At 44.5% G+C, this 13,470-nt stretch carries 12 protein-coding genes; 11 read left to right on the top strand and 1 reads right to left on the bottom strand.

Annotation, left to right across the window (positions count from 1 at the left end; genetic code table 11):
- Window positions 1-75 precede the first annotated feature (75 nt).
- The 4 genes from dapF (at window position 76) to NSQ29_RS15040 (ending at window position 5,038) form a co-directional block, all read left to right on the top strand.
- Complete coding sequence (gene dapF / locus NSQ29_RS15055) at window positions 76-912, top strand: diaminopimelate epimerase (RefSeq protein ID WP_149644183.1); 837 nt, start codon at window positions 76-78, stop codon at window positions 910-912.
- A gap of 141 nt (window positions 913-1,053) precedes the next feature.
- Window positions 1,054-2,715, top strand: a complete 1,662-nt coding sequence (locus tag NSQ29_RS15050; protein WP_341125467.1) for a spore germination protein — start codon at window positions 1,054-1,056, stop codon at window positions 2,713-2,715.
- Window positions 2,705-3,919 carry a Ger(x)C family spore germination protein gene (locus NSQ29_RS15045; protein WP_341125466.1) on the top strand — a complete coding sequence of 405 codons (1,215 nt, stop codon included), beginning with the start codon at window positions 2,705-2,707 and terminating at the stop codon, window positions 3,917-3,919. Before NSQ29_RS15050 ends, NSQ29_RS15045 begins: the two co-directional genes overlap by 11 nt.
- 18 nt (window positions 3,920-3,937) lie before the next feature.
- A complete protein-coding gene (locus tag NSQ29_RS15040) occupies window positions 3,938-5,038 on the top strand; it encodes a GerAB/ArcD/ProY family transporter (protein ID WP_076299456.1) in 1,101 nt (366 codons plus the stop codon).
- On the opposite strand, the gene NSQ29_RS15035 is transcribed toward NSQ29_RS15040, so the two are convergent.
- On the bottom strand, window positions 5,011-5,268 hold the full coding sequence (locus NSQ29_RS15035) for a hypothetical protein (RefSeq protein ID WP_143759425.1): 258 nt from the start codon (window positions 5,266-5,268) through the stop codon (window positions 5,011-5,013). The genes NSQ29_RS15040 and NSQ29_RS15035 overlap by 28 nt on opposite strands.
- Window positions 5,269-5,440: 172 nt before the next feature.
- On the opposite strand from NSQ29_RS15035, the gene NSQ29_RS15030 reads away from it, so the two are divergent.
- From NSQ29_RS15030 to priA, 7 genes are all read left to right on the top strand, one after another.
- Window positions 5,441-7,312 (top strand): bifunctional homocysteine S-methyltransferase/methylenetetrahydrofolate reductase, encoded by a 1,872-nt coding sequence (locus tag NSQ29_RS15030; RefSeq protein WP_339802978.1) that lies wholly within the window; start codon window positions 5,441-5,443, stop codon window positions 7,310-7,312.
- Between the two features lie 38 nt (window positions 7,313-7,350).
- Window positions 7,351-8,244 carry a YicC/YloC family endoribonuclease gene (locus tag NSQ29_RS15025; RefSeq protein ID WP_042187381.1) on the top strand — a complete coding sequence of 298 codons (894 nt, stop codon included), beginning with the start codon at window positions 7,351-7,353 and terminating at the stop codon, window positions 8,242-8,244.
- 48 nt (window positions 8,245-8,292) lie between these two features.
- Window positions 8,293-8,553 carry an extracellular matrix/biofilm regulator RemA gene (remA, locus tag NSQ29_RS15020; RefSeq protein WP_006209218.1) on the top strand — a complete coding sequence of 87 codons (261 nt, stop codon included), beginning with the start codon at window positions 8,293-8,295 and terminating at the stop codon, window positions 8,551-8,553.
- A gap of 19 nt (window positions 8,554-8,572) precedes the next feature.
- On the top strand, window positions 8,573-9,142 hold the full coding sequence (gene gmk, locus NSQ29_RS15015) for a guanylate kinase (RefSeq protein WP_076299454.1): 570 nt from the start codon (window positions 8,573-8,575) through the stop codon (window positions 9,140-9,142).
- A gap of 52 nt (window positions 9,143-9,194) precedes the next feature.
- Entirely contained in the window at window positions 9,195-9,395 is a 201-nt protein-coding gene (gene rpoZ, locus NSQ29_RS15010; RefSeq protein ID WP_036686188.1) for a DNA-directed RNA polymerase subunit omega, read from the top strand.
- Window positions 9,396-9,624: 229 nt separating this feature from the next.
- Entirely contained in the window at window positions 9,625-10,860 is a 1,236-nt protein-coding gene (gene coaBC / locus NSQ29_RS15005; RefSeq protein WP_076282915.1) for a bifunctional phosphopantothenoylcysteine decarboxylase/phosphopantothenate--cysteine ligase CoaBC, read from the top strand.
- Window positions 10,860-13,391 (top strand): primosomal protein N', encoded by a 2,532-nt coding sequence (priA, locus tag NSQ29_RS15000; RefSeq protein ID WP_341125465.1) that lies wholly within the window; start codon window positions 10,860-10,862, stop codon window positions 13,389-13,391. Before coaBC ends, priA begins: the two co-directional genes overlap by 1 nt.
- Window positions 13,392-13,470: the final 79 nt, after the last annotated feature.

The following is a 13,470-nucleotide window of genomic DNA, read 5'->3' as shown; positions in this document are numbered from 1 at the left end:
CCATTCCTAAAGGTATACTTGTTGCAGTTAATAGCTCGTATCTAACTTAACATAACCTTTAGGAGTGGACTTTCAATGGAATTCACAAAAATGCACGGCCTAGGCAATGACTTCATCGTAGTTTTCGGCGAGCAAGAGCTACCAAGCAATGCAGCAGATCTTGCTGTAACGTTATGCAATCGATTCTTCGGAATTGGAGCGGACGGACTTGTATACATCCTTCCGTCTGAACGCGGCGATTACATGATGCGCATTATGAACTCTGATGGCTCGGAAGCAGAGCAGTGCGGAAATGCCATTCGCTGTGTATCCAAATATGTCTACGACCATGGCCTGGTAAACTCCGAGCAGATTGTTATTGAAACGATTGGTGCCGGAGAACAAAAGGTTACCTTGAATGTAAAAGACGGTGTAGTGGAAACTGTAACGGTTGATATGGGTGAACCTGTATTGTCCGGTCTTCAAATTCCGGTAGCTATTGATGCAGAACCCGTGCTCTCAGAGCGGATTGAATCGGATGGAACCGAATTTAAGTTTACTGCAGTATCTATGGGTAATCCTCATTGCGTTATTTATGTAGAAGATGCCGTATCTTTCGATCTTGCGACATGGGGACCTAAGCTAGAGGTACATCCATTGTTCCCGAGAAAGGTAAACGTCGAGTTCGCGACGGTTCTGGATCGAGGCAGAGTAGATATGCGGGTATGGGAACGCGGAGCTGGACCAACACTTGCTTGTGGGACTGGAGCTTGCGCAACTTTAGTATCTTCTGTGCTAAATGGTCTGACGGACCGAGCAGCTTGGATTAGTCTAAAGGGTGGCGATCTGTTCATTGAATGGAATGAAGAGGATAACCATGTGTATATGACAGGTCCTGCTGAGGTTGCATTCACAGGTAGTGTAGCCATTTAGAAAAATACTTAAGAAGGCAGCCCAAGAGAATCTCTTGGGCTGCCTTTTTGTGTTTCCACATCCTTGCGACTTTATGTAGCCGAATAATGGAAGGGATAACCGAGAATAATACCCCTAAGATTGAAAAAAGGGGGGGCCTTGTTGAACATAAACGGGATAAACAGAAGAAACAAATCCGCTAAGGAACAACAAGGAGCCTCAGGTCATGAAGATACTCGAATTCCGAGGCTTACCGATGATTTGGACCAAACGCTCGACCAAATAGATAATGAGTTGGGTCATAGTCCTGATCTCAAAATTCGTCAGGTAAAGATCGGAGGTGAGAGCCCCGTTCAAGCAGCAGCAATTCATCTTAATGGTCTTGTCAACAAGGAAACGGTCGATGAATTCGTAATCGGTTCGTTACTCGGAATTACAGACGAAATGCTCAAAGAGAACATCTCTGCAACAAATGATCTTAAGGAATTCGTATTGAACCGTGCTTTGGAAATAGGTCAAGCACAGCTGCAAGAGGAGTGGAATGAGGTTCTACTGGCGATCCTTTCTGGCAAAACGGTCATTCTGATTGAAGGTTATGACAGTGCAATTGTGTGTGAGACCGAGGGAGGAGAAGCTCGCTCCGTCAGCGAGCCATCCACCCAGCTAGTCGTGCGAGGCCCAAAGGATAGTTTTGTTGAATCTGTAGCTACGAACATTTCCTTGATTCGGAGAAGAATTAAGTCTTCTAAGCTAAGACTAGAACATTTAAAGATCGGAAAGGTAACTCACACAGATGTGGCCCTCATGTACATTAAAGACAATGCAGACGAGAAGTTGGTAGAAGAGGTGAGAAATCGGCTACAACAGATTAATGTCGATGCCATCATGGAATCAGGTTATATCGAAGAGCTGATTCAGGATAAAACCTTCACACCTTTTCCAACCATTAATAATAGTGAACGGCCTGACGTTGCAGCGACGAACCTATTAGAGGGTAGGGTTGTGATCATTATAGATGGCACCCCGTTTGTATTGATTTTGCCTGCGGTATTTACACTGTTTTTTCAGTCTGCCTCGGATTATGCTCAAAGGTTCGATATTACAATTCTCATGCGTCTTGTTCGATATATCAGTTTTATTGTACTAATTCTTGGGCCTTCCGTTTATATAGCGTTAACCACTTACCATTATGAGATGATTCCTACAACCCTGTTAATCAATCTATTATCACAACGTGAAAATGTACCTTTTCCTGCTTTTGTGGAGGCAATCCTGATGGAAGGAGCGTTCGAGATCATTAGAGAAGCTGGAGTAAGAATGCCGCGTGCAGTAGGACAGACAGTATCCGTTGTTGGTGCTCTTATTTTGGGACAGGCAGTAGTAGAAGCAGGAATCATCACACCGGTTATGGTTATTGTAGTAGCGCTGACAGGGATTGCGAGCTTTGCTATACCTGCTTATAACATGGCGATAGCAGGTAGAATTATCCGTTTCGGATTTTTAGTGCTGGCCGGTATGTTTGGTTTTTATGGGATTACTTTAGGCTTAATTGTTTTGCTTGCACATATGAATAGTCTGCGTTCATTCGGTGTCCCTTATCTATCCCCTATTGTGCCTATATCCTCACATGGTCAAAAAGATGCGTTCTTAAGACTGCCCTTATGGGCTTTGAGAACGGAGCGAGTTTCTACAACAAAGAGGCAAGAAGGCATTTCGGAAGGAAAGAAGATCTCAACAGGACATGAACAGAATGTTTCTCCTAAAATCCTTGAAAAATCTACTGGGGCAGAGCATCCAAAAAAAGGAGCGCAGGATGAAGAGTAATCGCACTATTTTTATTGGGGTTGTCCTGCTATGTTTATTGGTATTTCTCAGTCTTACAGGCTGTTGGGACAGTGTGGAGTTAAATAGAAGGGCAATCGTTTCTGGAGTGGCTATTGATAGAGGTCCTACAGATGAGGAAAAATATGTATTATCTTTTCAGATTATAATTGCTGACGAAATCTCTGGCGAGAACGCCAGAGGTACTTCGCCAGTCGTAGTATATAAAGGCAGTGGACGTACAATGTTTGAAGCGCTGGCTAATGCCTCGCGTCAGACTGCGCGCTTCTTGTCCTTAGGACATATCCGAGTGATCGTTATTTCGGAGAAGTTTGCTCGCGAAGGAATCAAAGATATGATGGATGTCCTAGAAAGAGAGAGTGAAACTAGGCTAAGCAGTTTTATTTTTATATCAAAGGGACAGCCGGCGGTAGATAGTATGACGACCATGACTACGTTTGGCAAAATACCCGCCAATGATCTAGTGGAGAAGCTGCAGACGACCTCTAAACAGTATGGATATAATTACCGGATGGAAGTAGACGATATAATTCGTGGTATTCAAATTCCAGGTGGTGGGCCTATCGTCAATGGGGTAATGGTAACAGGCGAATTGGACAAAAAAGATAATAACGACAGTTTGAAAAATATAGATCCTGAGGCCATTCTTAGAGTTACAGACTTCGCTGCATTTAAAGAGGACAAGCTGAAAGGCTGGCTACGAGGTGATGAAGCTATAGGCACTGCCCTGCTAAAGAATAAAATTACACAAATTCCAGTAGTGGTTTCGATTGGTGAGGATGAATATGTAGCGTTCATCGTGTATTTATCTCAGGTACATATTCATGCTGATGCGAAGGACGCGGAGCATCCGGTAATCACAATAAATATCACTGAGCAGGCAGGTTTGAAAGAATCGCCTAATGCTTTGGATTTGACAGATCCCAAGGTCTTAAATAATCTTTCGGAACTTCTAGAACAGAGTATCAATGATAAGTTACATGCAGCTGTCTCAGCAGCTCGTTCGTTAAAAAGCGATTATCTTGGATTTGGTGAAGTTGTAGAACGAGAGAATCCGCGGGGGTGGAAGCAAGTAAAAGATCATTGGGATAGCATATTTGCAACCTGTGAGATCAAGTTTAATGTGGATATAGTTATTCGGCATACCGACATGCGGAGTGATTCCTTTCAGTCCAAAAAGAAATGATAATTTAGGAGGGCAGCTATGGGAAATATAAAAATAGGACTACTTCAATTTTTCACCCTGACAGTGTTGTTTGAACTAGGGACGGCGCTGGTAGTGAATCTTGGAATGGAGTCTGATAAGGATGCTTGGATTTCCATATTGCTGGGGAATTTGATAGGATTAATTGTTTTTGCAGGATATGCCTATCTTTATAGAAAGTTTCCGAATCTGCCCCTTACGGCATATATCCGGCAACTATTTGGTAAATATGTGGGTTCGTTGATATCCATAGCTTATATCGTGATATTTCTTAATTTGGCTGGTCGTGATCTGCGAGATGGTAGCTCTATGCTAGTTATGGCTACTATGCACAGGACGCCGTTATTCATTGTAGCGATGTTAATGGTATTATCTAGTGCTTATGTATTGCATAAAGGAGTAGAAGTGCTGTCCCGAACTTCGTTGGTGTTTGCGGTGATTGTGATATTAATCGGTTTATTTTGTTCGAGCATGTTAATGTTCTCGGGCTCCATTAATTTGAACCGTTTGCTCCCTGTTTTTGAGAATGGAATTAAGCCAATTGTTTCTTCTGTTTTACATCAAAACTACATTTTCCCTTTTGGTGAAATGATCTGTTTTACTATGCTTATGCCCTATCTGAATAACGTTAAAAAAGGTCCTTGGGTAATCGCAGCGGGCATATTTGTATCAGGTATACTGTTAAGTATGACCATGGCCTTAAATATATCGGTGCTTGGTACAGATATTGTCAGGCGTTCTCCGTTCCCCTTAATGCCTACGATCAGTAAGATCTCTATCTCCGATTTTATTCAACGTGTGGATATTCTAATTGTCATGGTGCTAATAATCGGTGTTTTTTTCAAATTGTCTGTTTTTTTTGCAGCAGCACTTATTGGGATTTCAGAATTGTTCAAGATTCCTTACCGAAGAATGGTGTATCCGGTAGCTCTAATAATCCTGTTCAGTTCGATGCTGAATGCCCGAAGCTTCACAGAACATATTGAAGAGGGAGGGAAACTGCTATACACGGTCTTTCCCTTCTTTATGGTGTTGATTCCATTGCTCCTAATTATTATTACAGCGATAAGAAGTCACAGTTCCCCTCCTCGTTCTGGTTGATGCCCCGTCTTCCAGGCTAGGATATCGGGAATAATCAGGCATAGCAATAAAATACAAGCAGCGACTTTCTCAGAGGGGGTATATAGCAAGTAATTTAGAATATAACCGATATTGCCCAGACCATATCCGTACATCCAATCTCCCAAATACAGAAATAATAAGCAGAGAATGCATAAGAGTAGAATTACGGTGTATTTTCGGATCAGAAACTTTCTTGTTTTTTTCTTCACTTAAATACCCCTTTTATTGTTTTTAACGTTAGTATGAGGCTTTTAATACTTGATCATTCATACCACTGGGGGGTTGATTGCTTTTCTTATGAAAGCTTATCATCCATAGCGATTTATGTTACATTAGTATGAAACTAAAGTAGAACCTAATGTGACAGGGGAGGATCTTGCAGTGAAGCCGGATTTACGTTCCGCATGGGGAAACAAAGTATTGGTCGGAGACGGAGCGATGGGTACCTATTTATATCAGAAGGGTTTCCCTGTCGGCATTTCCTACGAAGAATTAAATTTGACCTCTCCGGGGGTTATCGAAGATGTCCATCGCAGCTATATCGATGCAGGAGCAGTGCTGCTAGAAAGCAACACCTTCTCAGCGAATTTTGACAGGCTGTCCAAATATGGTTTGGAGTCCAAGGTTGAAGAAATTAATCGCGCCGGAGTAAGAATCGCTCGTAAAGCTGCTGGAGATACAGGCTATGTATTAGGTGCTGTAGGCTCTATTCGCGCCGGTAAGCGTGCAAATCTCTCATCGACAGAGTTGAAGAGGTATTTTACACAGCAGATTACAGCTTTGTTAGAAGAAGAAGTAGACGGCGTTATGCTAGAAACCTTTTACGATGTCGAGGAACTGCATCTTGCGCTAAGAACAGTACGTAAACATAGTACTCTCCCAGTCATTTGCCAATTTGCTGTGGATGAATCGGCACGTACATTAGATGGATTGACGTTACCAGAGGCTTTCCGGATCTTAGAAGGTGATGGAGCGGATATCATCGGATTTAACTGTAATACTGGCCCAAACGGGATTAAGAGAGCACTAAAAGCGGTACAAGGCAATCTTATTCTGCCTACCTCGGTCTATCCGAATGCGGGCGTTGCGGATTATGTAGATGGAGAATATCGGTATGGAGCCTCACCGGAATATTTCGGACAAATGGCAGTTACTTTTGCAGAAATGGGTTGCAGAATTATTGGGGGCTGCTGTGGTACTACTCCTCAGCATATTGCTGAAATTTCTTCCGCATTGAAAGATTACGTACCTCAGCCACTTCCAGAACCGTCGCCTCCGACTGTGGAGCGTGTATCTCTGCAAGAGCATTTTGGCGAAGATGAGGGAAGAGATGGCAGAGAGCCGAACCTGGTTGATCTAGTAAAGGAACGCCATACGGTGATTGTTGAGCTTGATCCACCCCGTGATTTGGACATCGCCAAGTTTATGCAGGGCGCGGAAGCACTGAGAAGAGCGGGTGCGGATGCGTTGACACTCGCCGATAACTCACTGGCGGTTACACGGATGAGCAATATGGCTTTGGGCCATTTAGTGCACGCTAAAACTGGACTTCGTCCACTAGTGCATATTGCTTGTCGCGATCGTAATCTGATTGGTACTCAATCACATTTGATGGGTTTTGATGCGCTAGGAATTGATCATGTGTTAGCGGTGACTGGTGATCCAGCGAAATTCGGAGATCTTCCCGGCTCAAGTTCGGTTTACGACTTAACCTCTTTTGAGATTATTCGTATGATTAAGCAGTTAAATGATGGCATTTCCTTCTCAGGTAAACCATTGAAGCAGAAAGCAAATTTTGTTATCGGTGCTGCCTTTAACCCGAATGTGAAACATTTAGATAAGGCCGTACAGCGACTGGAGAAGAAAATTGCCTCTGGTGCAGATTATATTATGACTCAGCCTGTCTATGATCAGCAGCTTATCGTAAAGATCGCTGAGGCAACTGCACATCTGGATATTCCCGTGTTTATTGGTGTGATGCCACTGGCTAGTGGGCGTAATGCAGAGTTCCTGCATAACGAGGTTCCGGGAATCCAGCTTACGGATGATGTCCGGAATCGCATGAAGGGACTTGAAGGAGAAGCAGGAAGAGCTGAAGGGGTCGCCATCGCCAAGGAATTGCTAGATGTAGCTACAGCCCATTTTAATGGGATCTATTTAATGACACCTTTCATGTTCTATGATATGAGCGCACAGCTGATCGAGTATGTATGGGAGAAATCAGGACGTAAATTGTCCCCCTTGTTTCGCTAGTAATAATCAATTACAATAGTGTAATGGATGTGATTCCGTTGTCATTTAGCATGACCGGATACGGTCAATCGTCCCTGCAATTCGGCGGCTACAAGATTATGTTCGAAGTGAAATCGGTGAATCACCGGTACTGCGAAGTTGTACTGCGGATGCCCCGGGATTGGACGGGTTATGAGGATGTGCTGAGAAGAAAGGTTCAGCAGCACGTCAAACGGGGAAGGATAGATGTTACCATCAATAGAGAGCACGATGAGTCGTCTTCCGGACCGGTTCTGAATCGCTCTACTGTCATGACTTATCTTAAGGCAGCAGATCAGCTTAAGAACGAGTATGGTTTGTCCGGTGAGTTGACTCTACGTGATATACTTTCTATACCCGGTATTATGGAAAGCAAAGATGAGGCTGCGGGTGCCGTGTCCGCGGCCTTAGAAGACTACTCTGAAATGTTGGAGACGGGACTTGAGCAGAGTTTGCAGTCTCTGCTAGAGATGCGCGCCCGTGAAGGCAGTTTTCTAGCCGCTGATATTGAACAGCGTCTCAATCATCTCGAATCCATGCATGCTGAAATGGTCGAACTTGCACCTGTTGTAATCATTGAATATCGTGACAAGCTTCGTCATCGATTAAATGAGTTAAATGATGGGACGTTCGCTTTTGATGAGCATAAATTCGGGATGGAAATCGCTATTTTTGCAGATCGCTGTAATATTGATGAAGAGTTGACCCGGTTGTATAGTCATTTCGAACAATGCAGAACCCTCCTGAAGGGGAAAGGACCGGTAGGACGCAAGCTGGATTTTCTCATTCAGGAGATGAACCGGGAGACGAATACAATCGGATCGAAATGTAATCATTTAACACTCGTGGGTCTTGTGCTAGACATGAAAGCTGAGCTGGAGAAGATTCGCGAACAAGCGGCAAACATAGAGTAACCGGGAACAGGCAATAGCATAGAACTTTATGGGGGGAACTACCGGAACATGGCAATCAAACTTATCAACATTGGCTTTGGGAATATTGTGTCCGCCAATCGCATTATTTCCATCGTCAGTCCGGAATCTGCACCAATCAAACGCATTATCCAGGAGGCTCGAGATCGACATATGTTGATCGACGCCACCTATGGCCGACGGACTCGTGCCGTAATCATTACAGATAGTGATCATGTCATTCTGTCGGCTGTACAGCCGGAGACTGTAGCGCATCGCTTATCCAGTAAAGATGACGACAACGACGAATAACAACTAAATGGAGTGTATTATGTCAAAAGGATTGCTCATCATATTATCCGGACCTTCCGGCGTGGGTAAAGGTACTGTATGTACTGCGCTACGACCGAAGATGCCCGAACTTGTCTACTCAGTTTCTGCTACTACTCGCAGTCCGCGTGCGGGTGAGGAAGACGGCGTGAATTATTTTTTCAAAAGCAAAGAGGAGTTTTCGGCTATGATAGAAGCCGATCAACTGCTTGAATATGCGGAGTACGTAGGTAATTTTTACGGTACTCCACGTGATTTTGTAGAGAGAACTCTCAATAACGGCAAAGATATTATTCTCGAAATTGAGGTTCAGGGAGCTCTCAAAGTTAAAGAAAAATTTCCTGAAGGTATTTTTGTGTTCCTTCTTCCACCTTCTATGGATGAGCTGAAGGACCGCATACGCGGACGGGGTACGGAACATCCAGATGTGATCGATCACCGCATGACTGTAGCGGAGGATGAGATTAATCTAATGCAGCATTATGATTATGCTGTTGTAAATGATGAGATTGATCTGGCCTGTAAGAGAATAGAAAGCATTATTATCGCCGAACATTGTAAAGTTAGATAATGAATGCTGCAAGGCTGAAGGTATTACCAGTAAACTATGAAGAGGTGTCCCTGTGCTATATCCATCAATTGATGAAATGATGACCAAGGTTGACAGTAAGTATTCGCTCGTTGTAGCCGCAGCACGTCGTGCTAGACAATTGCGTGAGGGTGGCAAGACAGATGTGAAGAACCCTAGATCGCATAAATTCGTCGGTGTTGCTCTTGAAGAAATTTACGAAGATCGCATTACACTTACCCGTGGTGAAGAGTAGTCTCAAGTCTATTTAGATATGACCTTTTGTAGAAACGGATACCGCCTATTTGTTATTAGGCGATGCCGTTTCTTCTTGGGTTATGGAGCAATTATGGGTCTTTAATGAATGCTGATAGCCCAAGACCGGGCTGTTTCTGACAACCGGAAGGTTGTTATTTTTTTCTCAAAATATAAGAAGTTTAAGAAATAGATCATTCGTTGTAAGAGAAGGGAACAGGGGGGAGATCATGTTGAAGAGCTTGAAGGGGAAGACTATTTTACTTGGGATTACAGGGGGAATTGCCGCTTACAAAGCAGCAGCCCTGACCAGTAAGCTTGTCCAAAAAGGAGCCGAGGTTCATGTCATTATGACAGCTTCGGCAAAGCAGTTCATTACAGAATTAACTCTACAGTCACTGTCGAAGCAACGAGTATATAGCGATACATTCCAGGAACGGGACCCATCCTCCATCTCGCATATTGATTTGGCTGATTCGGCGGACCTTGTGATAGTAGCACCAGCAACTGCAAATATTATTGCTAAAATGGCGCACGGAATTGCGGATGATATGTTATCCACAACGTTACTCGCTACTACTGCACCTATAATGGTGGCACCGGCTATGAATGTTCATATGTATCAGCATCCCGCTGTACTTAGCAATTTGGATACCCTCGCTAAACGAGGTATTCAGTTTATTGAGCCTGGAGAAGGTCTGCTGGCATGTGGTTACGTGGGTAAAGGACGTTTAGAGGAACCAGAGACTATTGTAAGTAATGTTGAGGATTTTTTTGCGTTGCAAGAAAGTGTGAAGTCTAGTCCACTCAAGGGTAAAAAGATCGTCATCACAGCTGGTGGTACAGTAGAACGGATTGATCCGGTACGCTATATCTCCAATGATTCCTCCGGTAAGATGGGTTTTGCATTGGCACGTGCTGCACGTGCTATGGGTGCTGAGGTTACCTTGATTGCTGCGCGAACAGATGAAGCGCCTCCGCAGGACCCGGATATGAATGTCATTCGTGTTCAATCTGCACAAGAGATGTACGATGCGGTTACTGCGCAGTGGGATAGCTGCGATATCATGATCAAGGCGGCTGCTGTATCGGATTACCGGCCTAAGCAAAGTGAGCCATCCAAAATTAAAAAAAGTGGAGATACACTGACACTTGAGCTTATAAAAACAACGGATATTCTGGAAACGCTAGGTAAGAACAAAGACAAGCAGTTCTTGATCGGCTTTGCTGCGGAGACGGGAAACACAGAATTTTATGCAAAGGACAAGCTGGTCCGCAAAAACTGCGATCTCATTGTTGCAAACAATGTAGCGGCTGCAGGAGCCGGATTCGGATCGGATACGAATATTGTATCGATTTATGATGTAGATGGATTGGTGCTCGAATTGCCACAATTGTCTAAGGATGAGGTCGCTCGCCGCTTGCTGACGCTCGTGGCAGAGCGAATTACTGGAGCTTCATTATAATGGATATTGCCAAGGTCATTGTGGATGTGCCTGTACGCAGCACTGACCGGCCATTTGATTATAGTATTCCAGAATCACTAAAGTTATGGATTGAAGTGGGCAGCCGAGTAGCAGTACCGTTTGGACACCGCACGGTGCAAGGCTTTGTCGTTTCTCTGGAGTCAGGTGAAACAGTAGTGAATCCTGGTCTTAAGGCTATTCAAGAGGTGCTGGATTTGCTTCCACCTTTATCTCCTGAATTAGTTGAGCTAGCAGACTGGATGAGTAAAAAATATGCATGCAGACGAATTTCAGCCCTGCAAGCGATGCTGCCCACTGCTCTAAAAGGGAAGGCAGAACGACTGATTTCGCTAGGAGATGTGGAAGAAGAAGCAGCATTTTCTGATGATGAATTATTCCCTATGTTTGCAGATTCAGGGAATGAGGAACGACTAATTACTGAGTTTATTGGACGTAATGGCGAAGTTTCCATGAAGCAGCTCACCCGTGCATTTCCGGAGGCTGCGGAGACGGTGAAGTTCATGCTAAGACGTGGAGTTCTTGTAGAGAGCCAATCGATTAAAGATAAAATGGGCAAGAAGAAGCTGAAAGCAGTAGATCTTGCGATAGGGATCACGGCTGCTCGTGAGGCGTTGAATAAATTCCCCAAAAAGTCCGCGCGACAGAAGGAAGTACTTAGCTTTCTGATTGAAAGGGAAGCTACACTCCCAATGGCGCTTAAGGAAGTCTTGTCTGCACTTCAAGTGACGGCAAGCACCGTGAAGGGTTTAGAGGAAAAAGGCTTTATCGAAATCAGTGAAATCGAAGTCTATCGCGACCCTTATCAAGGACGTGATTTTAAGCCTACTACGCCTCTGCCACTTACAGCAGAACAAGAGATTGTATACACACGTATTTCACGAACGCTAGAAGAACAGCTCCATGAAGTTTTTCTGTTACATGGCGTTACGGGGAGTGGTAAGACAGAAATCTATTTGCAATGTATCAAACGTTGTCTGGATCAGGGTAGACAGGCCGTAGTGCTCGTCCCAGAAATCGCATTAACGCCACAGATGGTGGAGCGCTTTAAGGGGCGCTTCGGAAGTGGTGTCGCGGTAATGCATAGCCGATTATCTGTTGGCGAACGTTACGATGAGTGGCGCAAAATCCGTGAAGGAAAGGCTACGGTTGCCGTTGGCGCCCGTTCAGCGGTGTTTGCCCCGTTCTCTAACCTAGGTTTGATTATTATGGATGAAGAGCATGAAACCTCATATAAGCAGGAGGAAAATCCGAAATATCATGCCCGTGATGCAGCTATTCGCAGAGCCGAACAGTGTGGGGCAGCCGTGATTTTAGGCTCCGCCACGCCTTCGTTAGAAAGCTATCATGCTGCTAGAGCGCAGAGTGATATTCATTTTTCACCAGTCCTTCTAGAGATGCCTACCCGCGCGCTTGGTAACGAACTACCGAAGGTAAATGTCGTGGATATGCGGGAAGAGCTTAAAGAAGGTAATCGCTCAATGTTCAGTCGAAAGCTTCATGCTGCATTGGCTGAAAGACTGGAACGTGGAGAACAGACCGTGTTATTGCTTAACCGTAGAGGTTTCTCGACGTTTGTTATGTGCCGGAGTTGCGGATATGTAGCAGGCTGCCCCGAGTGTGATATTTCATTAACGTACCATAGTCGTAGTGACAATTTGCGTTGTCATTATTGTGGTCATGCTGAACCGGCACCTAAGCTTTGTCCAGAGTGTGGAAGTGAGCATATCCGGTTCTTCGGAACGGGGACGCAGCGGGTGGAAGAAGAGCTTGGTAAGTTGTTTCCTGGGATACGGGTGATTCGTATGGACGTGGATACAACGACAGAAAAAGGTTCGCATGAGAAGCTGCTGAATCAATTCAGAGACAAAAAAGCGGATGTTCTGCTAGGCACTCAGATGGTAGCAAAAGGTTTGGATTTTCCTGACGTAACTCTTGTTGGCGTAATTACAGCAGATTCAGCGTTGAACCTGCCCGATTTTCGTGCAGCGGAGAAGACCTTCCAATTGCTTACACAAGTTGCTGGAAGAGCAGGTCGGCATCAGCTTCCGGGTGAGGTCGTTGTTCAGTCCTATACACCAGAGCATTATTCTATTATTCATGCTAGCGGGCATGACTATCTCTCTTTTGTAAGGGAAGAGCTGAAGCATCGCAGAGGGCTACATTATCCGCCTTATTGCAGACTGATACTCGTTACATTATCCCATGAGCAGTTACCGCTACTACTCCGGATGGCAGAGAATTACGCTATGAATCTGCAGGGGAAGGCCAGAAATCTAAGATGGTATGGGAGTCTAGATAAGCTAACCACGGATGTACTAGATCTGTTAGGTCCAGTAGCTTCTCCAATCCCTCGCTTAAAGGGTAGATATAGATTCCAATGTATGATAAAATGGCGCGGCGCCATCGATGTGATAGGGCTTGTTCGACAAGTGGCTGAGGAGTTGGAGGATTCTGTACGGGATACAGGGCTCCAGATCAGCATTGATGTTGATCCGCAAATGTTGATGTAAATCGTTATCATGTTACAATGTAAAAAAAGAGCTAGATCAATAAACTCTAAATATAGAGATGTACAGAACGGGAAGGTGT

Origin of the sequence: Paenibacillus sp. FSL F4-0236 (genome assembly GCF_038000135.1) — a bacterium.
In the GTDB taxonomy this organism is placed as follows: domain Bacteria; phylum Bacillota; class Bacilli; order Paenibacillales; family Paenibacillaceae; genus Paenibacillus_AQ.
This window is presented reverse-complemented; position numbering and strand designations above follow the sequence as displayed.